Below are 21,844 nucleotides of genomic sequence, written 5' to 3'. Positions count from 1 at the left end.
AAAAAGACTTGAACAGGAGCGTTCTCCAAAAGCATAGTCATCTGAATGCCACCAGGCTACATGTAATGCGGGCCAGTTAGATAAAGTCCAGGTAAAAAAATATATTAAGGCAATATAAGAGAATAATCTCAGGTTAGTCATGAACCTTTAATTTGGCGTTGTGTGATCTATGGCGTTTACCCAGGAGCTCATCCTGAAAAATAAGAGATTTCTTAATCTCCTGAATATCTTAGCATACTTTTGTGCTGTCTATTTATCGAAAGCCGGAATGAGTATAAGTAGTCTTAATTTTTTTCCATACCGCTCCTCCCCGCTAAGAATAGGCCGGTGAACCCCGGAAAATTTGACCGTTTAAAATCGGAGGAATTCGGATAGAAAAACTTGATTCGGGGGTACGTTATATGTATTTAAAATTCTCCGGCTCGTTTTATTTCCTCGAAATAGGGGATACAATTACTCGGTGTTGAGATTTGTTTGGTTTTATTGAATGTTTTGAGTATTATTGAGAACCCGTCGGCCCGATTGTTGCGGCCCGCCTCGGTTTTATAGGGAAAATCTTGTACAAGCTAAATTATCCAAAGATAAAGGGCATATTTTTATTAATATCTGCTGCGGTGTTTCTCGGTTCCTGCTCTATCGGAAAGTTCGTGGGCTACTACGCCTCCGCGGGTTCGGGCGATAAAGGGAAGCTCGACGGGCAGGTTTATACGTCCGATTCGACGTCATACCGGATAGGCTCTTTGCCCGACGGGTGGAAAAGGATAGACATCGAGGGAGGGGACCTCGCATTCAGTAACCCCTCCAACGATTCCACGATAACCGTGAATTCGACATGCGACGAGCGCAAGATGAAGTACAGCTTAAAGGCGCTCTCGGAATCGCTCATAGTAGGCGTGAAGGACAAGAAGGCTGAGTCGAGGCAGGAGACTCAGATAGACGGGCAGCCCGCGCTTATGACCGTATATACGGGAAGCCTGAACAACACTCCCGTCAAGATAGAGACGCGCGTATTTAAAATGAACAATTGCGTGTATGATTTTACATACGCCTCGTCTCCTGCAAGGTTCGATACGGGGGCGCAGGTATTTAACGAATTTATTTCTCAGTTCAGGGTGCTATGATCATCTATAGCTACATATCCCGCCTCGGGTCTTCATGCGTATCCTTCATCGAGCAGCTGGGTGACGTTTGGCTGTTCCTCTATAGGTCTGTCTATGCGAGCTTCACCCGGCCGTTTAATTACAGGCTCGTGCTCGAGCAGCTCGACGAGATCGGCTTTAAATCGATACCCATTGTTATAGCGTCCGCAATGGCGATAGGCATGGTCATGGTAGTCCAGCTCGCATGGGGCTTCGCGTGGTTCGGCGCAAAGGGCGTCGTCGGCCCCGTCGTCTCCCTCTCTTTCGTCAGGGAGCTCGGCCCCGTCGTAACGTCTCTCCTCGTGGGGGGCAGGGTCGGCTCCGGTATTACCGCCGAAATAGGGTCGATGAAAGTAACCGAGCAGATAGACGCCATAAGGACGCTCGGCGCAGACCCCTTGAGGAAGCTCGTCGTACCGAGGCTCGTGGCGGCTGTCATCTCTTTCCCCTTCCTCGCGATAATATCCGACTTCACGGGGATTTTAGGCGCGATGATAATGGCGAACATCGACCTCGACGTGAAGCCAAGGCTCTTTATTTCAAGCATACTCGAGTGGGTGACCATAGACGATTTCGTAAGCGGTATCTCGAAGACATTCTTCTTCGGGATAATAGTGGCTATCACCGGATGCTATGTCGGGATGAGGGCCGAAGGCGGGACGCAGGGCGTCGGAAGGGCGACGACAACGACCGTCGTGGTAGCTCTCCTCCTCATAATAATCGGAGATTTTTTCCTTACGAAGCTCTTTCTCCTTCTCTAGCCTGGATCATCGCTTCAGAAGTTAATCAATTCTGGCCTGATTCGGAAGCAAGACTCAAGCCGTTCGTCCTGCTTGCGGCACGTCGCCCGGAGGCTTTGAATCGTAGCGTGATCCGGCGTAGCATTTGGCGAAGACGGAAGCGTCTCGAAGTGCGTATTATCAGGCAGTTTTCTGTGCCGTCGTCATTCCTGACCTTATCCGCTGACTGGTTTCTGCACGCTGTGGCTTATTGACCGGATTGTTTTATATCGAGGGCTTTCTTATATTCGGAATAGTTGCGCAGCGCGTTATCGGCGCTCGCCTGCCTTCCGGAGCTTACTGCGTTCGAATACTGGTCGCTCCAGTAATCGATATTCTGAATGATAGAGTCTAGGGAGTTGTTTTGGGCGAGCTCCCGCGCTCTCTCTTCGCTCCTCAGAGGCGCGGCCGGATGAGAATCGTAGCTCTGCCCCCAGATGGGCTTTACATCCGAATATTCCTCGGCTTCGTAGCTTTCCTCTTCCGCGTCTGCGTAATTTATCCTTTCCCTCTCTCTTGAGTAAGTGGCGTTTTGGAAATCAGCGGGTTTCTCCTGCTCCTTTACGTCCGATGTGTAGACAGGGGTGGGTTTGTCGAGGTAGGAAGGTAATATATCCGAATCGACGATGTAGACGGTTGCAGCCGCCGAGCCGAAGACGGTGAGCAGGGTAATACAGAGAACTTTTCCGATGGTTTCCATCTCGCCCTATCCGTACTAACCGCGCCCTCATCGGCAACGTTCTCGTTGGACGGTAATTTTATTTCGGGAATCAGTATCAGGGCGGTCGGTGAAATTCGAGATAGACGCTGTGTTTTTTCCCGTTTCGGCGGCATTGCAGCCATTGGGTTACTATCCCTTCAGACCTATGCTTTTCTTCCCATCCTTTCGAGTGGTTTGCCGTTTCATACGGATTTTGACAATAATTATTACATCTTTACCCGTATCGACCTATTATAACAAATATTATAAGGAATATCGTAGATTGTCAATAAATTTAGCATTACGGCATATTATTCCAAAAATTGTAATGTTGGCATTTACTTGAGCCTGCCCTTTTGTCCATCGAAAGAGCATTCTCAAACGGGCACTCATTGTTGACTTGGGATTAAAAAAAAACTATACATTAATGGACGGGCTTTCGATTACGTTTTAAGACCCGTAGATTCCCGCTAAAAAATAAATAATCCATGGCCCTGTTTCAAAATGGATAACAGAATAGCTGAAGGGATACTCTTTACCGACCAGTACCAGCTCACGATGGCCCAGCTCTATTTCAGGTTCGGGCTTCACGAGACGCACGCTCAGTTCGATCACTTCTTCAGGAGCTATCCGGATTACGGTTCCCACAAGGCTGGTTACTGCGTGAACGCCGGGCTCGAATGGCTGGCGGAGTGGATGAAGGACGCTGCGTTCGGGGACGAGGAGATAAGCTATCTCAAGACGCAGACCGGGCAGCTCGGCGAGCCTCTATTTGCGGATGATTTTCTCGGATGGCTGAGGAAGCACGGCAATTTCGAAGGGATAACGATGCTATCCGTTCCCGAGGGCAGGGTCGTCCATCCGAACGCTCCCGTGACGGTGATTCAGGGTCCCCTTCCCATGGCTCAGATACTGGAGTCGCCTCTCCTCAACAAGCTCAACTACCCTATACTCATAGCCACGAAAGCCGCGCGTATAAGGGAGGCGGGACGCGGGCAGCCGATACTCGAATTCGGAATGAGGAGAGGGCCCGACCTCGGGGTCAATGCCGGCATAAGGGCTGCGCTCATTGGCGGGGCCGACTTTTCATCGACGGTCGGCATCTCGCACGTTCTCGGTTTTCCGCCCAAGGGCACGCACGCGCACAGCATGGTGCAGGTGTTCATGGCTTTGGGCGAGGGTGAGTTAGGCGCCTTCAGGGCTTACGCCGATGTGTATCCGGATGACTGTCTCCTGCTGGTGGATACCATAAACACGCTCGAGAGCGGCGTGCCTAACGCAATAAAGGTATTCGAGGAGCTCCGGAGGAAAGGGCACAAGCCCCTAGGCATCAGGCTAGATTCGGGCGACCTCGCGTATCTCTCCATACAGTCGGCGAAGATGCTCGACAGCGCAGGCTTCACCGATACGAAGATTGTGCTCTCGAACCAGCTCGACGAGCTCGTCGTCTGGCAGGTGATAACACAGATCGAGGAAGAGGCGCCCCGTTACGGGCTCGACCCCGACAGCCTCATAAAGCGCCTGGTCTACGGGGTGGGGACGAAGCTCATTACCTCCAGGGGGGATTCCGCTCTCGACGGTGTATACAAGCTCGTCGCCGTGAGGGAGAGGTCCGAGTGGGTGCCGGCTATAAAATTGTCCGAAACCCCGAAAAAGACGCTCAACCCGGGCAATAAAATGGCCTGGCGCATATATGACAGGAGGGGGTATGCGACGGCAGACCTGCTCACGATAGACGAAGGCGATCCCGGGGAGGCGGGCTTATTAAAGATGCACCACCCTTCAGACCACACAAAGTTCAGGATAATGAAGCATAGCGAGATAAGCAGGACGGAGCCGCTTCTGGTAAAAGTGCTCGACGAGGGCAGGCTCGTTTACGATTTTCCTTCCATAGAGGATATCAGGGTGAGGAGAATCGAAGATATAGAGAGACTCGATTCGGGAGTGAGGAGGATCATGAATCCTCACATCTATCACGTTTCTCTTTCCGAGAAGCTCTGGAACTTGAAGCAGGAGCTAATAGAGTCGATAGAGAAGGAAAGCGTCTGATAATTTGATAACCGCCCGGCTAGTTCCCCCGAAATCAGACCTGAATTTCAGGACTGCGGCCTGACTTTTTCCGCTGCTGACGGCTTCCCGGATTTTTTCTGCCGCCGGCTCCGGCTTCCGTTCCCCGCCTTCTCTTTACCGGGGTCATATCCCTTGATCTCGAGCGTCAGTATGTCGGGCCTCGAAAAATGCCCGACGCCGTCTATGACCGCTTTCGCGCGAATTATCATGTCCGTGTCTATGTCGGCGTAGACTATGTCTTCCTTCCCGTAAATGGGACCTGCAAGGTATTCCCCCCTCGGGTTTATGATGCCCGCTCCGCCGGGATAGTCCCACATAGTATATTTTTTCAGCGGGAAGCTGTCGGGCACCATGTCCTCCGTGATGTGTCCCGAGGACGCGACCACGAACACCTGCCCTTCGAACGCGTACTCGCGGCTCGCGAAATCCATGGTCGGTTTTACGAACCCGTGCCCCGCCCAGAGCCCCGCGTGTATCTCTTCCCCCTTCATGAACATCGCGGCCTTTGCGAGCGTCATGTGGTGCTCGTAGCAGAAAAACCCGCCCACTTTCCCGATGTCCGTATCGAACACTCCCAAATCCTCCGCGCCTCCGTTCCCCCAGATGCACTTCTCGCTGTCTATAGACATGAGCTTCCTGTGTTTCCCCAGGATTCCGCCGTTTTTGTCTATATACAGGATTGTGTTGTAAAGAGTGCCGCCCTCCCTCTCGTTCACGCCTATTACAACGTAGGCCCCCGCCTTCTTCGCGGCCTCGCAGAGCTTGTCAGCATCGTTCCCCGGTATATCGACCGAGTTCTTGTGCAGCTCGATGTATGCGTCGAGGATGTGCTTTCTCCCTTCTGCGGTGCCGATGTCCTTAGGCCAGTACGGGTAACAGGGGACGATAGCCTCGGGGAACACTATGAAACTCGCTCCGTTGCCGGCCGCCTCCTCGATGAGGCTCACGATCTTCCCGATCGTCTCGGCCTTGTTTAAAAACACGGGCGACGCCTGCACGGCCGCCGCGGTGAATTTCCTGCTCCCGTTTTCCATTTTACGATTCCCCCCTGTTTTCCGGATTTGTCCCGAACCCCATTATCCCACGAACCCGAAGTTTCTGTCAACGGACGTATAATTATTCGAACCCCGGCCTAATCTCCCCGGCGAAGACCCTGAGCGTTTTGAGAATCCCTTTATAGTCCCCCGCTAATATATATAGTATAAGGTGCTCGACGCCTGCGTCCATGTATTCCCTTATCCCCTTTGTTATTTTTTCTTTCCCTCCCCTTAGCGTGTCGTCCGGACTGAATTCCCTCTCCTCGTTTATCTCGATGTTCCTTCTGAGCGACATGACGAACATATCTTTTTTGTCGGGCGGGAGGATTGATCTCAGATACTCCGCCTTCTCGCGGAACTCCCCGGGAGTCAGCCCGAAGGGGTGCCAGCCGTCCCCATATAATGCAGCGCGTTCCACGGCCCTCGGGCTCATCCCTCCGACCCAGATCGGGGGGTAGGGCTTGCTTAACGGTTTCGGAAGGAATTTGATATTCGAGAATGCATGATAGTCACCGCGATATTCCGGGTTTTCGCTCGTCCAGAGCTCTTTCAGTATCTCTATATATTCGTCCGTTATCTTCCCGCGCTCCTTGAAACTCACCCCCAGCGCGTCGAATTCCTCCTCGAGCCACCCCGCGCCCACACCCAGAATGACCCTCCCCCGGGAAAGCGTGTCGAGAGTCGAGACCATCTTCCCGAGGACCAGCGGGTTTCGGTAAGGGAGTATTATCACGCTCGTCCCGAGCTCTATTTTATCCGTTTTTGCCGCTATATAGGCGAGAATAACGAGGGGGTCGTGAAAGGTATCTCCGAACACCTTATGAGAGGAAGGGATCACCACATGGTCGCTGACCCAGAGGGAGTCGTAGCCGAGCTCTTCTGCGAGCTCCGACGCCTCGAGTATCTGCTCCCTGCCCGCGTACTTGCCGAAATTGGGGACGGCTATTCCGAATTTCATCCGGCATTAATTTTAACATCACGTCTCGTGATTGAAATAAAATGCCCGGCTGTTCTATGTCGTAGACGTAAAATAATTCGGTGTGGAATTCTCCTGGATGATAAGAAATGAAGGGGGGGTTGTTTCCCCGTCATTACGGAATCGGCGGCGGGCGGACACATGCAAAAAAATTCCCTCTCCCCTTCGTGGAACGGTTCTGAGCGTGCACAAGAACCGGTCGGATCTACAACGGAGCTCATACGGCCTATCGACTTCAGCCTCAATGCTGCCTAAACCAAGTTAGGGTTAGGGTGAGGGGATACCTTCCTCTCATCAATTATACCATTCCCGTTTGCTCCGTTTGTCCCCCGAAGCATTAGTGAAGGGGGAAGCTTGTCGAGTCATCAACGGATGTCATTTCGAACCGAAGGTGAGAAATCTATTGTTTGTTTTTTGATTTCCATCCACCCATCCTGAACCATGTCCCGGCCTATCCTGAACCACGACCTGAACCTTTTTCAGGATTCGATTCAGGAATGGAAAAGAAGAAGATAAAAGAAGAAAATATATGTTGCTTTCTTTATGTATTCCAAGTCCTTAAGCAAGCTCAGAGCTAACAAAGATCATAATCTTTCTCAGCTTATAACCCCGTTCCCTGCATCATCCTCTGTCCCCGAATTACTTGCTTACCTCCGCGGGGAGCCCTCAGCTGTTCTTGGCCAGAATTAGGCTTTCTTCTTCGAGATTTTTTTTGAAATTAAGAACTTTCTTCGCGTATCTCGACGGCTTCCTGTCCGAATCGGAGGCCTGCGCCTTTTCGAAATTGGATGGGCCGTAGTTATACGCGTCGAGAGCGTTCTCCGTGGAATCGTACCGCTCGGTCAGCAAGGACAGGTAATGAATGCCGAGCCTGACGTTTAGTAAGGGGTCGTATAATGATTTTCTGCCGCTGTAATAGATTCCCATCTCCTTCGCGATGTATTCCGCGGTTCCGGGCATGACCTGCATGAGGCCGATCGCGCCTCTTTTGGAAATAGCTTTCGGAGAAAATTCACTCTCGACCTGAATTACGGCGAGTATCAGGTAGGGGTCCAGGTTCTCGTAATTGTCGCATTCCTTGACGATCAGCTTCGCGAGCTTGCGCGCGTTTGACTGGTTTATCGAATCCGATAACCTCAATATGAAAAAGTAGATCTCTGCTTCCTCGGAGGTCATCTCCTCTATCCTGGGCTCTGACGACTCCGCCGCCTTCGGCTCTTTTACGGTGGATCCCGCCATCAGGTACTCGATTCCGCCCGGCTTCGCGAGCGAGCCCGCGAATGCGGGTTTTTCATCCATAAACGGATCGTTCGATTTATCCAGAAATAACATCGAAACGCAGAAGAAAAGAATAAATAAGGTGACCTTGACCAGTCCAAAAAGGGAAATCATAAAGAAATCGTAGAGGTTCCGTATCATATATATCTCCTCGCTGAGTGGGATTGAGACAGTAATTGTGCTCTGCGGCGGAAAGTCGGTTTATTTGGATTTCGCGGATTTAAAAGTGTTTTCAGACCCCGTTTTAAATTAGCTTTCTCGTCCGAAGGGCTTGAGCGAATCGAAGTCCGCTATGTATGCTTCTTTCACGGCTGCTTTTGCGTAAATCGGCTCGTCAATCAAATCTTTCACTTCAAACGGTGTGTTTTCTTTAAAACGATTTGTTCTAAGTATTCCCGTTGAGTTTTGCGTTTTCCATAACTTTTTTATTTTCACGGTCAAATACTATAAGGGGGAGTCTCCGGTTGTCAAGAAATATATACGCAATTGCGAGATGAAAACCCCCTGATTTAGGCGTAATTCTAAGTGATATTACTATCTTATATTGCAATAGCGTACAAGTATGCTATTTTTATAAAAAAGGGCGTTGCTGGTTTTGAGGCGATGCCGGGGGGTTGTGGAGAGGAATATCCGTCTCGGGGAACGAGGGCTATTTTCTTGACCGTAAAAACTTTTCGTGTTAATTTTTAGGGCGCGTTATGAAAAGAACATATCAACCTCACGAAAAGAAAAGATTAAGGGTGCATGGGTTTCGCGAAAGAATGAGCACTACGGGCGGAAGGCGCACTCTCAAGAGACGGATCGCCAAGGGCAGGCACAGTCTCACGGTTAAGCGCTGGAAGAAATGAACTTTGTGGTGAGTTTATCTTTCCCAAAAGAATTAAAAATCCGTACAAACTCTGAATACGAAGAGATTTTTGGGAAGAGCAAAAGGCTCAATACAGAGCATTTCAGCATACTGTGCGCTCCCAATTCGCTCGGTTATCCACGGCTGGGGCTCGTGGTCGGTAAAAAGGCGGTGCCCGGCGCTGTTGAGAGGAACCGTGTAAAGAGGGTCTTGAGGGAAGTATTCCGGCTGAATAAACCCCTCTTCGGATCGAAGGACGTGGTCTTTGTTGCCAAAAAGGGAAGCGAAAAGCTCGATTACTCTTCGGCGAAAAGAGAGATCGAGGAAACACTCGGGTCTAAGTTATCATGATTTCGAATTTATTGGTGTATCTGGCTACCTTGCTGATAAAGGTTTACAAATATGCGGTCTCTCCTATATTACCCTCTTCTTGCAGATTCTATCCCAGCTGTTCGGAGTATGCGATAGACGCCCTCAAGAAATACGGCCCATGGAGGGGTTCGTGGCTTACTCTCAAAAGAATCGCGAGATGTCACCCGTTGAGTGCCGGCGGATATGATCCGGTTCGGTAAAGGACGAGTGGATGACTGACAACAAGATCAATACAATCATATTTTTCGTACTATCGATTTTAATATTCTTCGGCTACACGTATTTCTTTTCTACGCCGGACAAGAAGCAGGTGAAGAAACCGGCGGGAACGGAGGTATCCACAGAGTCCTCGCCCGCCCCGGGCGCTGAAGAGGCCGGCCGGTCTCAAGACTTCCAGGAAGAGGCCGACTCCGACAACATCCACTTTTCACCAGAGGGCAGGCTCATATCGGTCGACACCCCCCTCTATCACGGTGTTATAGACACCGCTGGCGGCAGGATTTACAAATGGGAGCTGAAGAAGTTTAAAGAGAGCACAAATGGCGGAGCCCCCGTAAACCTTTTTAAGGATTCCCCGCCCGGGTTCAGCACGCTCCTCAGGATGAAGGGCTACAACGTCCCCGATCTCATACCTTTTCAGTACTCGGGACAGGACAATGTGTCTGTAACTGACGGGACCGCGGAATTGACCCTCACCTGGCAGTCCCCCGAAGGCATGACCGTCAAGAAGGTATACGGCATAGATTCCTCAAGCTACGTATTAAAGCAGAGGTTCGAGGTGACCAATCCCGGCACTTCTCCGATCAAGCAGGACGTCGCAATAAAGTGGTTCGGCAGGGTGGAGGAGCACGGCAGGGAGGGCAATACGATGAGCTTCACCGCACTCGTTTCGGGCGACGTCGAGAGGGTAACCAAGATGCCCAAGGAAGCACGCAGCTGGAGCGGGGTCATAGATTGGTTCGGGTACTCGCAGAAATACTTCATATCGAGCTTCCTCCCTGAGACCGGCGCGGCAACGACGGTCACGCTGAGCCCTGTCGGGGACAAAGGCCTCGTGAAGGCGCTCTACAGATATCCAGGAGACACGGTCCCCGCCGGAAAAACCTCGGTCAAGAACTGGGATGTGTATCTCGGGCCGCTCGAGTACGATACCGTTAAGGCGGTAGGCTACAATCTCCAGGAATCGATCAACTACGGCTGGGTCGAGTTTCTCGCGAAGCCTCTCCTGGATTTCCTCAAATGGCTCAACAGTTATTTTCACAATTACGGGATCTCCATAATTGTGATCACGGTGATAATGAGGCTGATTTTCCTCCCTCTCACTATCAAGAGCATGGTTTCCATGAAGCAGATGCAGGTCAAGATGGAAAAGATCAAGCCCAAGATGGACGCGCTCAAAGAGAAATACAAGGACGACAAGGCAAAACAGAATTCCGAGCTCATGAAGCTTTATACGAGTAACGGCATCAACCCTCTCAGCAGTCTCGGAGGCTGCCTGCCTCTCCTCATACAGCTGCCCGTCTTCGTTGCGCTTTATGACGTGTTCCTCCATTCCATAGACTTGAGGCACAGCTCCTTTCTATGGATAAACGACCTTTCCGAGCCCGAGCATCTGTTCGACATACCCGGCATAGGGATACCCTTCAGGATTCTCCCCCTCGTGATGGGCGTCTCATGGTTCATATCCCAGAAGATGACGCCGATGACTCCTACGGCCGGGAATGAAAATATGCAGCTGCAGATGAAAATGATGCAATTTATGCCTATAATTTTCACAGTGATGTTTTGGGGACTGCCTTCGGGCTTGATACTGTACTGGACGGTTAGCAATATACTTTCGATAGGACAGCAGATTTACGTTAACCGTCTCGTAAACACTCCTAAAGGAGGATGACGATGGCTATTGTAATAGAACGTGAAGCGAAAACGGTGTCGGAAGCGGCTATCAGCGCATGCGAGGAGCTCGGCATTCCGAGGAGCGAAGTCGATATAGAGGTGCTCGATGAGGGCTCCAAAGGGGTTCTGGGGATCGGGAGCAGGAACGCCAGGATCAGGGTCAGGGTCAAGAACGAGAACCTGAGCGAGAAGGGGCTGAGGTCGAAAAAAGCGCTGGAATCGATCCTCAACTATCTCATCCCCACTTTCTCCGTCGTGCTCAGGGAGGGCCCTGAGAAAATCAGGCTCGATATCAAGGACACCAACGACAAAGGCCTCCTTATTGGGAAAAGGGGGGAGATGATAAAGTCCCTCGAGTACATCGTAGGCAAGATCGCCGGGCGGAATTGCGAAGACGGCCGGGACAAGAGGGTCGCGATAGACGTGGACGGATATAAGAGACGGAGGGAGGACGACATTTCCAAGCTCGTCAAGGAAACGGCAAAGAGAGTCAGGAAAATCAAGAAGCCGGTTTCGCTCGAGCCGATGTCGGCTTCCGAGAGAAGAATCGCTTACCTTACCCTCAAACGTGAGGGCGGTGTGAGCTATGAGACCAAGATCGAGCAGGAAGAGAAGAGGATAATAATAACTCCGTTGACAAAGAGTTAAGCGGTACGCAGCTCGGCAGGACCGGAGGCTCCCGTAATATATTTATGATTCCGGCTTGTAATGCAAAGTTCATCTACAGGAGATTCAAATGACGAAAGAGAAGCCCTCCAAGACTGAAGAAGAATATTTCGCCAAGGAAGAAGCCGAGAAGTCGAAGAGGCTCAAAGAGAAGGTAAAGCATGAGACCGAGGAGGAGGAGAGGGAGAGGATCAAGGCGACGTGCTATATGAGATGCCCCAAAGACGGCGGGAACCTGCATGAAGTGGCGTTCAGGGGCATAAGGATCGACAGGTGCAGCACGTGCGGCGGGGTATGGCTCGACAACGGAGAGCTCGAAAAGCTGGCCGGGACGGAGGACAAGAGCGTCATATCCGATGTGCTCGGCTTTTTCAGCGGGAAGAAATAAGCCGGGTACGATTATTTCCTGAGAGTCTTGAAAAAATCTTTAAGCAGATTCGAGCATTCTTCCATACATATGCCTTCCGTAACATCGACCGTATGGTTTAGCCTGCGGTCGTTTCCAATATCGTAAAGCGAAAAAACAGCACCCGCTTTCGGGTCCCTCGCGCCGAACACCAGCCTGTTCAGCCTGGCGAGTATGATGGCGCCCAGGCACATGAGGCAGGGCTCGATCGTAACGTAAATGGTTGCGCCTTCGAGCCTCCAGCTCCCGAAAGCCCGGCCGGCTTCCCTTATCGCGATTATCTCGGCGTGTGCCGTGGGGTCGTTTCCGGCTTCGCGGAGGTTGTATCCGCTCGAGACGACACTGTCCGATCCGTCGGTTATGACAGCGCCGACTGGCACCTCGCCCATGCGCCCGGCTATTTGAGCTTGCTCGATAGCCAGACGCATGAATTTTTCGTCGTCTTTCTTTGCCATTAATAGGCTAAGCGGAATTATTGAGTCCGGAGCGCGCTCATTTCCTTGCGCTGAATTTGAGTCCGGTCTTGTTTCTGTCCCAGGTTTTGTCGGTTATTTCCTTGATCTCCGCGACTTTAATTTTCTGAGTGGCGGTTACCGGGAACCCGTTCTCATAGACTTCGATAAACCTCGGGACCATTGCGACCATGACCCTTTCGGCCATCCACTTCGAGAACTCGACCGGGTCGAACTTCTCGCCCTGCTTGAGAGTGATATTCAGCTTGATCTCGTCGTCGGAGACGTTCGGCAGCCTTATGCCTACGGCTACCGCCTCCTGTATTGCCGGGTACTGCATCGCGAAGTCCTGAACGGCTATCGGGTCTACGTTTTCTCCGGACACCCTTATCCTGCTGAATCTCCCGACGAAGTAGTACCGCCCGTCTATCCCCCTCGCGAAGAGGTCGTCGGAGTTGAAGAACCCGTCGTCGTCGAACGCCTCCCTGGTTCTCCTTTCGTCCTTGAAATATTCGTTGAGCGTTGTGTGCGGGACAAGCGGCTTGATATAAAGCAGCCCTTTCGCTTCATCGGGCGGAGTAGGGTCTTCATACGGGTCCCAGAACGGTCTCATCACCTTCTGCTGGTCCTGCGGGTCTCTCAACTCGACATAATAGCCTTCCATCGAGAAGCCCGACGATCCGGGGCGGTGGTCCTCAGGGTCCTTCCAGAGCACCATCCCCATTTCCGTAGATCCGTATCCGTCTATCACCCTCACACCGAACCTCTCCTGGAACTCCTGCAGGTTCCGTGGGGCCGGGGAGCCTAACATGATCCTTACTTTGTGCTTCCTGTCCCATTCGGAGGGCTCCGCAGCCCAAAGGTACTCGGCGACCGCACCCAGCATGTTGACGCAGTTGGCGCCGCACCCAGCCGCCCATTTCCAGAAACTCGACGCGGAGAACCGCGGAAAGAACACGGCTGTGGCGCCCGCGCCCATAGCGCTGAAAAGGCACATGACCTGCGCATTCGCGTGACCGAGCGAGAGTACGCTCATGAGCACGTCGTCGCTCCTCACTCCCTGCTGCTGGAGATACGCGCGGACTGTCAATATCACGCCTCCGTGGTTCCTGGCGACACCTTTGGGCATGCCGGTCGTGCCGGACGTGAACATGCACCTCTCCATATCGTGCGTCGTTACATTCACCCCGGGGTTCTTAGAAGGGAACTTGTCGAACGTCGCAAACGGTAGTGTCTTTATGCCTCCGATCTCCGCCGGGACCTTTTTAGGGTCGCCTGTCATGAATATGACACGGAGGTTCTTTAAATCCTTGGCGATTTCTTCAATGAAGGGCAGGCTTCCCGGATCGATGACCAGTACCACCATCTCCGAGTAATTGATAACGTAAGCGAGCCTCTCTCCCTTCTCGTCTTTATTGATCGGGACCTGCACGGCTCCGGTTTTATGAACGGCAATTATCGATACGACATACTCGGAGCAGTTGATCATGTACATTCCGACCTTATCGCCCTTTTTTACACCGAATTCGTCTTTGAGGCCGTTCGCTACGCGGTTGGCCCATTCGTTTGTTTGCTTGTATGTGTAGCTCTCGACTATCTCTCCTTCTCCGTTCCCCACTCGGAACATGGTCTTGTCAGGGAACTGCTCGGCTCCCATCTCCAGGCATTTCGTTATGGGCTTCCATTCCGCGGTATTATCGAATGTGCCGAACGGGAGCGTACCGCTGCCCAGGTATTTCGCGTCACGGGGTTTAAACAATAAAAGCATAACAACCCTCCTTGTGTTGGCTTAATTGGAATACAAGAAATTTAAAACAAGCCCTATTACAATAAAAAAGTAGCATAAATTTGTCAACCTGATATTTCCTGCGGAATCATGAGGACAAATTTGTCGTTTCTCCGCTTAGTTACATCACCACCTCGGTATGCGAAACCCGCTCCGCGGGCGCACGGTTTAATATCCTTTCAAGAGGGTCAGCGGACCTTGAACTTGAGCCCGGTCTTATTCCTGTCCCAGGTCTTGTCTGTGATCTCTTTTATCTCGGCGACCCTTATCTTCTGGGTTGCCGTTACGGGGAACCCCTCTTCATAGACCTCGATGAACCTCGGCACCATGAAGACAGGTGCAATTCCGGCCATCCACTTGGAGAACTCGACAGGATCGAACTTCTCGCCCTTTTTCAGGGTTATATTGAGCTTGATCTCGTCGTCCGATACGTTCGGCAGCCTGATACCCACGGCCACCGCCTCCTGTACGGCCGGGTACTGCATCGCGAAGTCCTGCACCGCTATCGGGTCCACGTTCTCCCCAGATACCCTTATCCTGCTGAACCTCCCCTGAAAGTAGTACCTGCCGTCTATTCCCTGGGCGAACAGATCGTCCGAGTTAAAGAATCCGTCGTCGTCGAACGCCTCCCTCGTCCTCCGCTCATCCTTGAAGTATTCGTTGAGCGTCGTGTGCGGTATGAGGGGTTTTATGAAGAGGAGCCCCTTGGCCTCCTCGGGCGGCTTCGGGCTCTCGGACGAGTCCCAGAAAGGGCGTATGACCCTGGAAGTATCCAGGGGGTCTCTGACCTCGACGTAGTATCCCTCCATAGGACGGCCGGAAGAACCTGGTCTCGTGTCCTCGGGGTCGTTCCAGAGCACCATTCCCATTTCCGTCGAGCCGTAGCCGTCTATCGCGCGCGTGTTGAATCTTTCCTGGAACTCTTTCAGGTTCCGGGGCGCGGGCCCCGAGAGCACCAGCCTGACGCCGTGCTTCCTGTCCCACTCGCTCGGCTCCGCGGCCCAGAGGTACTCGGCGACTGCGCCCAGCATGTTGACGCAGGTCGCCCCGCATTCCGCCGCCCACTTCCAGAAGCTCGACGCCGAGAACCGCGGATAAAACACCGCCGTCGCTCCGGCGCCTATTGAAGTGAAGAGGCACATTACCTGGGCGTTCGCGTGACCGAGGGTCAACACACTCATGAGGACGTCCCCGCTCCTCACCCCCTGCTGCTGGATGTATCCCCGCACGGTCAGTATGACCCCTCCGTGGTTCCTCGACACCCCTTTCGGCATACCCGTCGTGCCTGAGGTGAACATGCAGCGCTCTGCGTCCGAGGTCTTGACGTCGATTCCGGGGTTCTCGGCGGAAAATTCATCGAAGCTACCGAAAGGAAGGGTTTCTATGCCCCCGATATCGCCCGGCAGGCCGCCTTCCCCGGTGACGAAAATGTGCTTGAGGAATTTCAGCCCTCCGGCGATCTGCTCGACCATGGGAATGCTCTCCCGGTCGATAACGAGCGCTTTCATCTCGGAGTAGTCGATTATGTATGCGAGCCTCTCGCCTTTCTCGTCCTTGTTTATCGGCACCTGCACCGCGCCGGTCTTGTGTATGGCGAGTATGGAAATTATGTATTCGGACGAATTCAGCATGTAGATGCCGACCCTGTCACCTTTCCGTATTTTAAATTTCGTGATAAGGCCGTTCGCGACGCGGTTAGCCCATTTATTGGTTTCATCGTACGTGTAGCTTTCCGTCAGGTTTCCCTCTCTGTCGGCAACCCTGAACATCGTCTTGTCGGGAAACGAGACAGCGCCCTCTTCCAAATATTTCGTGATGGGCAGCCATTTCGATGTGTCGTCGAAGCTCCCGAAAGGAAGGCCCCCTTTACCGACGTATTGGTTATCCCGCGGCTTGAAAAGAAGGATCATATCCCGTCTCCTCTGTTAATATCGGACGTTTAGGAATATAAAGAATCAGGTGTTTATTTGTCAACTGACGAAACTATGCACGGATGCGCGCAGGCGTATTAAACGGGGCAGGCTTAGGGGGACGTCTCTAAGCGGGTCTTTTCCCCCGCGCGATAGATATGAAATTTCTGAGTATGTCCTTTCCGTATTTCGTCAGAATGGATTCCGGGTGGAACTGTACCCCTTCCATAGGGTATTCCTTATGTCTTATCCCCATTATTTCCCCCTCGTCCGTCCATGCGGATACCTCGAAGCAATCGGGCAGGGTCTCCCTGTCGACCAGAAGTGAATGGTACCTCGTGGCCTCGAAAGGGTCGGGGATGTCCTTGAATATCCCTTTTCCGTCGTGGTGTATCTGCGATGTCTTCCCGTGAAGGAGCCTTCCCGCCCTCACTACGTCGGCCCCGTACGCATAGGCCATCGACTGGTGGCCGAGGCAGACTCCGAGGATAGGCGTCCGTCCCGCGAACTCCTTGATGACGTCGACCGAGATGCCCGCCTCTTTCGGAGTGCACGGCCCGGGGGACACTACTATCATATCAGGGTTGAGCTTCCCCACGTCCTCGAGCGTGATCTTGTCGTTCCTGTGGACTACGACCTCCTCGCCCAGCTCCGAGAGATAATGAACGAGGTTATATGTAAACGAGTCGTAGTTGTCTATCATCAATATCATGTCCGCATCCGGTTACTGCTCTCTCTATATTATTATACGGTCCCCGGAATCAAAGCCCCGTCTTTGCGACCTCGATCGCCCTGACGAGGGCCTTCACCTTATTCACTGTTTCCTGATATTCGCGCCCGGGGTCGGAGTCGGCCACGATTCCGGCTCCCGCCTGTATGAATATTTCTCCGCCCTTGATCACGAACGTTCTGATCGTAATGCACGTATCCATGTTCCCCGAGAAGCTGAAATACCCCACGGCCCCCCCGTACGCCCCCCTTCTGCTCGGCTCCATCTCCTCTATTATCTCCATCGCCCTCACCTTTGGCGCGCCTGAGAGCGTGCCCGCGGGAAATGTCGCTCTGACCACGTCGAATGCGTCCTTGTCCGCTCTCAGCTTCGATACGACGTTCGACACTATGTGCATGACGTGGGAATACTTCTCTATCACCATAAGCTCGTCGACTTTTACCGAGCCCGTCTCCGATATCCTTCCGAGGTCGTTCCTCGCAAGGTCAACCAGCATTATGTGCTCCGCGCGCTCTTTCGGGTCCGAGAGGAGCTCTTTTTCGAGCTCGCGGTCTTCGCTCTCGGTCTTCCCGCGGGGCCTAGTGCCGGCGATGGGGCGGCTTTCTACCTCTCCGTCCTCAACCCTGACCATGACCTCCGGCGAAGACCCGACCAAGGTTTCAGTATCGGTCTTGAGGTAGAACATATAAGGCGACGGATTCAGCACCCTGAGCGCCCTGTAGAGGTCGAACGGATCGACGTCGAGTTTCGTCTTCCACCTCTGCGATATGACCGCCTGTATGATGTCTCCGGCCGTGATGTATTCCTTTGTCCTCTTAACGGCTTCCTTGTAGTCACCGGGCTTGAAATTCGATACGAGCTCAGGCCCTCCGTTCATCCCCGCGCACCTTTCGTCGTAGAAACTGAGCGGTTTTCTGAGCTTCTTTATTATATCTTCTATCTTTTCGATTGCGCCGTTGTAGGCCTCCTCGGCTTTCTCCGGGTGAGACACGTACGCGTTGTAGATTATCTTGATCTTGTGGTTTACGTTGTCGAAGACGAGCACCGTGTCGGTGATCATGAAGAGGGAGTCCCAGAGTCCCAGCTCGTCTTTTTTCAGGGCAGGGAGGTCTTCGACGAACCTGACTATATCGTAGCTGAAATAGCCGACCGCCCCCCCGTGGAAACGCGGAAGCTCCTCGGTATGCACGGGTTTATACCTCGACATGAGCTCTCTGAGCGAGTCTATAGGGTCGCCCTTTATCTTTTTCGATTTCCCGTCCTCCATGATCTCTATGTCCCTGCCCTTCGACCTGAAAATGACGGAAGGCTCGGTCCCTAGGAAGCTGTACCTGCCCCATTTTTCCCCGCCCTCGACGCTTTCGAGGAGGAAAGCATAGTCGCCAGTCTCTATCTTCCTGAACGCCGAGACAGGCGTATCGAAATCGGCCAGCACCTCTTTCCATACGGGTATGAGGTTCCCCTTCTTTAACTTTTTCCTGAATTCGGCGAGAGACGGTAAAATCATGGCAACAAAGAATAAAATCAGCGGGGTTAAAGTCAAGGCTCGATCCACCCAGCCAACAACGATAGCCAAACCCGTTCGCCCTGAGCCTGTCGAAGGGTTGAACGGATATTATTCCGTACATCTGTAGCGACGCACCGCCCCTTAGTTATTTCTTTTAGCTTTTCTTTGTCATTCCCGAATGTCTTAATCGGGAATCCAAATATTTTGTCATCCTGAAACAAGTTCAGGATCTCGTCTTTATCATTTTCCTGACTTTGCGAGCGAAGCGCGGCAATCTCACCCTCTTCTTGCCTTTCACCGATTTTCAGAGATAGTATTACAACCTTTTATGATAGAGGGCATTAAATATGGCTTACATAAACCCCCAGATATTCAGGGAATACGATATAAGAGGAATAGTAGACAAGGACCTTAACGAGGACGTGCTCGAGAGGATCGGCAAGGCGTACGGCACGTACATGAAGGACTTCGGCGCCAAAGTCGTTTCCATAGGCAGGGACTGCAGGCTGAGCTCGCCTGCCTACTCCAAGGCGATGACGAGGGGCATCAACTCGACAGGGATAGACGTAATAGATATAGGCATGGTCTCGACGCCCATGCTCTACTTCTCTCTTTACAACCTCGAAGTCGGGGGCGGCGTCATGATAACGGCGAGCCACAACCCGGGCGAATACAACGGTATAAAGCTCTGCCGCGGCAGGGATTCCGTATTCGGGGCGCAGATACAAAAAATAAGGGAGATCGCCGAGTCGGGAGAATTCGCTTCGGGGAAAGGCTCATCTAGGGAAACCGATATCGAGGAGCTCTACGTCGGGTTCCTCAAGGAAAATATCGAGATGAAGCCCGGCCTCAGGGCCGTAGTCGATTACGGGAACGGAATGGTGGGCTCTATCGGCCCCCGCGTGTTCAGGGAATTCGGCTGCGACGTCACCGAGCTTTACGTCACCCCCGACGGCAACTTCCCTAACCACCACCCGGACCCGACCGTGGAAGAGAACCTGGCTCAACTGATCGAGACCGTGAGGAGCGGGAAGTACGAGCTCGGCATCGGCTTCGACGGCGACGGTGACAGGATCGGAGTAGTCGACGAGAAGGGAAATATAGTATGGGGGGACATGCTCGTGCTCGTCTTCGCAAAGGACGTCATATCGCGTAAACCGGGGGCGAAGATACTCGGCGACGTAAAATGTTCGAACCGGCTCTTTAACGGCATAACCGAGGCCGGCGGGGAAGCGATAATGTGGAAGACCGGGCACTCGCTTATAAAAGACAAGATGAAAGCCGAAAAGGCCGCACTCGCCGGGGAGATGAGCGGACACATATTCTTCGCCGATAAATTCTTCGGCTACGACGACGCACTCTACGCCTCGCTCCGCATTCTCGAGATAATATCCAGGACCGGCAAGCCCCTTTCTAAATTGCTCGATGGTATCCCCCCGGCTATATCCACGCCCGAAATCAGGGTCGATTGTCCCGAGGCCATAAAGTTTCAGGTAGTGGACATGGTGAAAGAGAAGCTCCGGAAGTCGTACAGTATTATCGACATAGACGGCGTCAGGGTCGAATTCCCCGACGGATGGGGGCTGATTCGGGCCTCCAACACTCAGCCCGCGCTCGTGTTAAGGTTCGAGGCCCAGACGGAGGTGAGGCTCCGCGAGATAAGGTCGCTCATAGAGAGCGAGCTCCAGGCCTCGATGGCTAATTTATCCGGTTAACAAGCGATATTATAAAACACTCTCTTTCGATTTCCGGCCGTTGTTCTCGTGGTTCTTGAGTGAAAGGTATATGCGCTCGAACTCGGGCTTGGCTATTATGCCCTTTTCGAACAGGGCGCCCACGAGAGTCCAGGTGAAACTCTTCTCGTCTATCTCGACCCCGTTTTTCTTAAGTATTACCAGTATGGCGTCCACCGCTTCCTGGGCCGAGTACTCCCCGTATTCCACCCTGAAATTCATCATCCGTTCCTCCTTTAAAAACACTGGAAGCCAACACCTTTAGTTCCCATTCGTTTATATAACTTATTTGAATCCGTGTCAAGGGTTAATGATAAGGCTGTAGTCGAGAATGAAGGCGGATATTTCTCTTTTTCAGGAAGTTTACAACGGAGGGATTGTCTCGGGCGCTCCGGAGCTGCCGGGTTCGGACGCGGGCCCTCAGTTTCTTCCGAGCCTTCCGACGTCTCTCAGGATGGACTCCAGGCTCTCCACGCTGATTTCGTATTTCTCCGATATCCGTTTGAGCTCGCTCGCCGGTAGCTCTGGGTCGCTAATGTGCCTCCCGCCGGCCGCGACCTCAGGCTCCCACGGGCCTTCTCTGAGCGATAACTGCGCTATATCCCAGCGCGAGTAGTGCCCCAGCGAATCGAACACCGCTTTTACGGCCTTTATCTGGTTAGCAAAGCATTCGGCGTAGAGTATCGCGTCCTTCTCGAAATTGGGCTCGGCCAGATACCTGCCCGCGGGGTTGACAATCGAGCTCCCGCCGCGCGCCCAGTCGTAGTTTATGTGGTCTCCGTCTCTGAGACTATGCCACCTCTCGGGGAAATCGTCCGCATCCAGATACCCGCATCCGCTGAGCACGAACGCGCCTGCCTCGAATGCGTGCACCTTTATTAGAGACTGCAGATTGCATAGCGCCCCGCCGGGGCTCGTGTCCGCGTCCAGAAGACGTTCCTCGCCCCTCTTCCAGTTCCCCGGCCATACGGCTATGTGGAACTCCTCCCCCCTGTGTATCATCGCGGCCCTGATAAGCGTCATGTGGTTTTCCCAGCAGATTAATCCCCCGATCCTGCCTATCTCCGTATCGAAAACCCTTATGTCGGACGCGTCCCCCATGCCCCAGTACAGTCTCTCGGTGTATGTGGGCATCGTCTTCCTGTGCCTTCCCATCACCTTGCCGTTTTTATCTATAAAAAGAAGCGTGTTGTAGACGGTCCGGCTCCCAGGTCTGTCGTCGAGCTCGTTACACCCGATAACCACGTACGCGCCAGCTTCCCTGGCCGCTTCCCCGAGCGTATGCGTATCGTCGCCCGGTATGACGAGCGAGTTCTCCTGGAGCGCTATCATGTAGTCGGTCCATTCGTGGGGAGGGGTTTCGTAACCGACGGTGTAATACGCGGGGTAGCCTGGAATGAATGCCTCGGAGAAGGCGATGAGCTCCGCATTGTTCCTTCCCGCCTCCCTAATAAGCGCGCACGCCTTCTCTATGGTCTTCCCCTTGTCCATGAAAACGGGGGAAGCCTGAACGACGGCGGCTTTTACTTTCTCTTTCCCTCCGAGAATCTTCTTGCTCAT

Annotated in this window: 21 protein-coding genes and 1 riboswitch; of the genes, 10 read left to right on the top strand and 11 right to left on the bottom strand. The window is 52.8% G+C overall.

The window, feature by feature from the left end:
- Positions 1 to 557 precede the first annotated feature (557 nt).
- Positions 558 to 1,121 carry a hypothetical protein gene (locus AB1598_11060; protein MEW6145546.1) on the top strand — a complete coding sequence of 188 codons (564 nt, stop codon included), beginning with the start codon at positions 558 to 560 and terminating at the stop codon, positions 1,119 to 1,121.
- Complete coding sequence (locus AB1598_11055; protein MEW6145545.1) at positions 1,118 to 1,900, top strand: ABC transporter permease; 783 nt, start codon at positions 1,118 to 1,120, stop codon at positions 1,898 to 1,900. The genes AB1598_11060 and AB1598_11055 overlap by 4 nt, the downstream gene beginning before the upstream one ends.
- Before the next feature lie 226 nt (positions 1,901 to 2,126).
- Here the strand turns inward: AB1598_11055 and AB1598_11050 are convergent, their stop codons facing one another.
- Positions 2,127 to 2,618 (bottom strand): hypothetical protein, encoded by a 492-nt coding sequence (locus tag AB1598_11050; GenBank protein ID MEW6145544.1) that lies wholly within the window; start codon positions 2,616 to 2,618, stop codon positions 2,127 to 2,129.
- A gap of 123 nt (positions 2,619 to 2,741) precedes the next feature.
- Positions 2,742 to 2,828: riboswitch (cyclic di-GMP riboswitch) on the bottom strand.
- A 294-nt stretch (positions 2,829 to 3,122) separates the two neighbouring features.
- On the opposite strand from AB1598_11050, the gene AB1598_11045 reads away from it, so the two are divergent.
- Positions 3,123 to 4,667, top strand: a complete 1,545-nt coding sequence (locus tag AB1598_11045; protein MEW6145543.1) for a nicotinate phosphoribosyltransferase — start codon at positions 3,123 to 3,125, stop codon at positions 4,665 to 4,667.
- Between the two features lie 47 nt (positions 4,668 to 4,714).
- Here the strand turns inward: AB1598_11045 and AB1598_11040 are convergent, their stop codons facing one another.
- From AB1598_11040 to AB1598_11030, 3 genes are all read right to left on the bottom strand, one after another.
- A complete protein-coding gene (locus AB1598_11040) occupies positions 4,715 to 5,722 on the bottom strand; it encodes a carbon-nitrogen hydrolase family protein (protein ID MEW6145542.1) in 1,008 nt (335 codons plus the stop codon).
- A gap of 82 nt (positions 5,723 to 5,804) precedes the next feature.
- Positions 5,805 to 6,683 carry an LLM class F420-dependent oxidoreductase gene (locus AB1598_11035; protein ID MEW6145541.1) on the bottom strand — a complete coding sequence of 293 codons (879 nt, stop codon included), beginning with the start codon at positions 6,681 to 6,683 and terminating at the stop codon, positions 5,805 to 5,807.
- Positions 6,684 to 7,367: 684 nt separating this feature from the next.
- Complete coding sequence (locus AB1598_11030; protein MEW6145540.1) at positions 7,368 to 8,120, bottom strand: lytic transglycosylase domain-containing protein; 753 nt, start codon at positions 8,118 to 8,120, stop codon at positions 7,368 to 7,370.
- Positions 8,121 to 8,677: 557 nt separating this feature from the next.
- Here AB1598_11030 and rpmH point away from each other — a divergent pair.
- The 6 genes from rpmH to AB1598_11000 all read left to right on the top strand — a co-directional run bounded on the left by rpmH (position 8,678) and on the right by AB1598_11000 (position 12,148).
- Entirely contained in the window at positions 8,678 to 8,827 is a 150-nt protein-coding gene (gene rpmH / locus AB1598_11025) for a 50S ribosomal protein L34 (protein ID MEW6145539.1), read from the top strand.
- The gene (gene rnpA / locus AB1598_11020; GenBank protein MEW6145538.1) at positions 8,824 to 9,177 is read left to right on the top strand and encodes a ribonuclease P protein component; all 354 of its coding nucleotides are present in this window, start codon (positions 8,824 to 8,826) and stop codon (positions 9,175 to 9,177) included. The genes rpmH and rnpA overlap by 4 nt, the downstream gene beginning before the upstream one ends.
- On the top strand, positions 9,174 to 9,398 hold the full coding sequence (yidD, locus tag AB1598_11015; GenBank protein ID MEW6145537.1) for a membrane protein insertion efficiency factor YidD: 225 nt from the start codon (positions 9,174 to 9,176) through the stop codon (positions 9,396 to 9,398). The genes rnpA and yidD overlap by 4 nt, the downstream gene beginning before the upstream one ends.
- 11 nt (positions 9,399 to 9,409) lie before the next feature.
- A complete protein-coding gene (gene yidC / locus AB1598_11010) occupies positions 9,410 to 11,092 on the top strand; it encodes a membrane protein insertase YidC (GenBank protein ID MEW6145536.1) in 1,683 nt (560 codons plus the stop codon).
- A 2-nt stretch (positions 11,093 to 11,094) separates the two neighbouring features.
- On the top strand, positions 11,095 to 11,742 hold the full coding sequence (locus tag AB1598_11005; protein ID MEW6145535.1) for a Jag N-terminal domain-containing protein: 648 nt from the start codon (positions 11,095 to 11,097) through the stop codon (positions 11,740 to 11,742).
- 88 nt (positions 11,743 to 11,830) lie between these two features.
- Complete coding sequence (locus AB1598_11000; GenBank protein MEW6145534.1) at positions 11,831 to 12,148, top strand: zf-TFIIB domain-containing protein; 318 nt, start codon at positions 11,831 to 11,833, stop codon at positions 12,146 to 12,148.
- 11 nt (positions 12,149 to 12,159) lie between these two features.
- On the opposite strand, the gene tadA is transcribed toward AB1598_11000, so the two are convergent.
- The 5 genes from tadA to trpE form a co-directional block, all read right to left on the bottom strand.
- Positions 12,160 to 12,621, bottom strand: a complete 462-nt coding sequence (tadA, locus tag AB1598_10995; protein ID MEW6145533.1) for a tRNA adenosine(34) deaminase TadA — start codon at positions 12,619 to 12,621, stop codon at positions 12,160 to 12,162.
- A gap of 37 nt (positions 12,622 to 12,658) precedes the next feature.
- Positions 12,659 to 14,386 carry an AMP-binding protein gene (locus tag AB1598_10990; protein MEW6145532.1) on the bottom strand — a complete coding sequence of 576 codons (1,728 nt, stop codon included), beginning with the start codon at positions 14,384 to 14,386 and terminating at the stop codon, positions 12,659 to 12,661.
- A 206-nt stretch (positions 14,387 to 14,592) separates the two neighbouring features.
- Complete coding sequence (locus AB1598_10985; protein MEW6145531.1) at positions 14,593 to 16,314, bottom strand: AMP-binding protein; 1,722 nt, start codon at positions 16,312 to 16,314, stop codon at positions 14,593 to 14,595.
- A 127-nt stretch (positions 16,315 to 16,441) separates the two neighbouring features.
- Positions 16,442 to 17,026: an aminodeoxychorismate/anthranilate synthase component II gene (gene pabA, locus AB1598_10980; GenBank protein ID MEW6145530.1), complete on the bottom strand. Its 585-nt coding sequence runs from the start codon at positions 17,024 to 17,026 to the stop codon at positions 16,442 to 16,444.
- A 49-nt stretch (positions 17,027 to 17,075) separates the two neighbouring features.
- The gene (gene trpE, locus AB1598_10975; protein MEW6145529.1) at positions 17,076 to 18,551 is read right to left on the bottom strand and encodes an anthranilate synthase component I; all 1,476 of its coding nucleotides are present in this window, start codon (positions 18,549 to 18,551) and stop codon (positions 17,076 to 17,078) included.
- 347 nt (positions 18,552 to 18,898) lie between these two features.
- On the opposite strand from trpE, the gene AB1598_10970 reads away from it, so the two are divergent.
- The gene (locus tag AB1598_10970) at positions 18,899 to 20,266 is read left to right on the top strand and encodes a phosphomannomutase/phosphoglucomutase (protein ID MEW6145528.1); all 1,368 of its coding nucleotides are present in this window, start codon (positions 18,899 to 18,901) and stop codon (positions 20,264 to 20,266) included.
- 9 nt (positions 20,267 to 20,275) lie between these two features.
- Here the strand turns inward: AB1598_10970 and AB1598_10965 are convergent, their stop codons facing one another.
- Positions 20,276 to 20,509 (bottom strand): hypothetical protein, encoded by a 234-nt coding sequence (locus AB1598_10965; GenBank protein ID MEW6145527.1) that lies wholly within the window; start codon positions 20,507 to 20,509, stop codon positions 20,276 to 20,278.
- Positions 20,510 to 20,704: 195 nt separating this feature from the next.
- The gene (locus tag AB1598_10960) at positions 20,705 to 21,844 is read right to left on the bottom strand and encodes a carbon-nitrogen hydrolase family protein (protein MEW6145526.1); all 1,140 of its coding nucleotides are present in this window, start codon (positions 21,842 to 21,844) and stop codon (positions 20,705 to 20,707) included.

This window comes from Thermodesulfobacteriota bacterium, from assembly GCA_040754335.1.
In the GTDB taxonomy this organism is placed as follows: Bacteria; Desulfobacterota_D; UBA1144; order Nemesobacterales; family UBA2774; genus 2-12-FULL-53-21.
The sequence above is the reverse complement of the archived record's forward strand: the minus strand, read 5'-3'. Positions and strand labels throughout refer to the sequence as shown.

Excerpts from the sequence above, each read along its gene's own strand:
- pabA (MEW6145530.1), bottom strand. The coding sequence starts at position 17,026 with ATGATATTGATGATAGACAACTACGACTCGTTTACATATAACCTCGTT.
- rnpA (MEW6145538.1), top strand. The coding sequence starts at position 8,824 with ATGAACTTTGTGGTGAGTTTATCTTTCCCAAAAGAATTAAAAATCCGT.
- AB1598_11035 (MEW6145541.1), bottom strand. The coding sequence starts at position 6,683 with ATGAAATTCGGAATAGCCGTCCCCAATTTCGGCAAGTACGCGGGCAGG.
- AB1598_10960 (MEW6145526.1), bottom strand. The coding sequence starts at position 21,844 with ATGAGCAAGAAGATTCTCGGAGGGAAAGAGAAAGTAAAAGCCGCCGTC.
- AB1598_11000 (MEW6145534.1), top strand. The coding sequence starts at position 11,831 with ATGACGAAAGAGAAGCCCTCCAAGACTGAAGAAGAATATTTCGCCAAG.
- rpmH (MEW6145539.1), top strand. The coding sequence starts at position 8,678 with ATGAAAAGAACATATCAACCTCACGAAAAGAAAAGATTAAGGGTGCAT.
- AB1598_11050 (MEW6145544.1), bottom strand. The coding sequence starts at position 2,618 with ATGGAAACCATCGGAAAAGTTCTCTGTATTACCCTGCTCACCGTCTTC.
- yidC (MEW6145536.1), top strand. The coding sequence starts at position 9,410 with ATGACTGACAACAAGATCAATACAATCATATTTTTCGTACTATCGATT.
- AB1598_11040 (MEW6145542.1), bottom strand. The coding sequence starts at position 5,722 with ATGGAAAACGGGAGCAGGAAATTCACCGCGGCGGCCGTGCAGGCGTCG.
- AB1598_10965 (MEW6145527.1), bottom strand. The coding sequence starts at position 20,509 with ATGATGAATTTCAGGGTGGAATACGGGGAGTACTCGGCCCAGGAAGCG.
- AB1598_11055 (MEW6145545.1), top strand. The coding sequence starts at position 1,118 with ATGATCATCTATAGCTACATATCCCGCCTCGGGTCTTCATGCGTATCC.
- AB1598_10970 (MEW6145528.1), top strand. The coding sequence starts at position 18,899 with ATGGCTTACATAAACCCCCAGATATTCAGGGAATACGATATAAGAGGA.
- AB1598_11030 (MEW6145540.1), bottom strand. The coding sequence starts at position 8,120 with ATGATACGGAACCTCTACGATTTCTTTATGATTTCCCTTTTTGGACTG.
- trpE (MEW6145529.1), bottom strand. The coding sequence starts at position 18,551 with ATGATTTTACCGTCTCTCGCCGAATTCAGGAAAAAGTTAAAGAAGGGG.
- AB1598_10985 (MEW6145531.1), bottom strand. The coding sequence starts at position 16,314 with ATGATCCTTCTTTTCAAGCCGCGGGATAACCAATACGTCGGTAAAGGG.
- AB1598_11005 (MEW6145535.1), top strand. The coding sequence starts at position 11,095 with ATGGCTATTGTAATAGAACGTGAAGCGAAAACGGTGTCGGAAGCGGCT.
- tadA (MEW6145533.1), bottom strand. The coding sequence starts at position 12,621 with ATGGCAAAGAAAGACGACGAAAAATTCATGCGTCTGGCTATCGAGCAA.
- AB1598_11045 (MEW6145543.1), top strand. The coding sequence starts at position 3,123 with ATGGATAACAGAATAGCTGAAGGGATACTCTTTACCGACCAGTACCAG.
- yidD (MEW6145537.1), top strand. The coding sequence starts at position 9,174 with ATGATTTCGAATTTATTGGTGTATCTGGCTACCTTGCTGATAAAGGTT.
- AB1598_10990 (MEW6145532.1), bottom strand. The coding sequence starts at position 14,386 with ATGCTTTTATTGTTTAAACCCCGTGACGCGAAATACCTGGGCAGCGGT.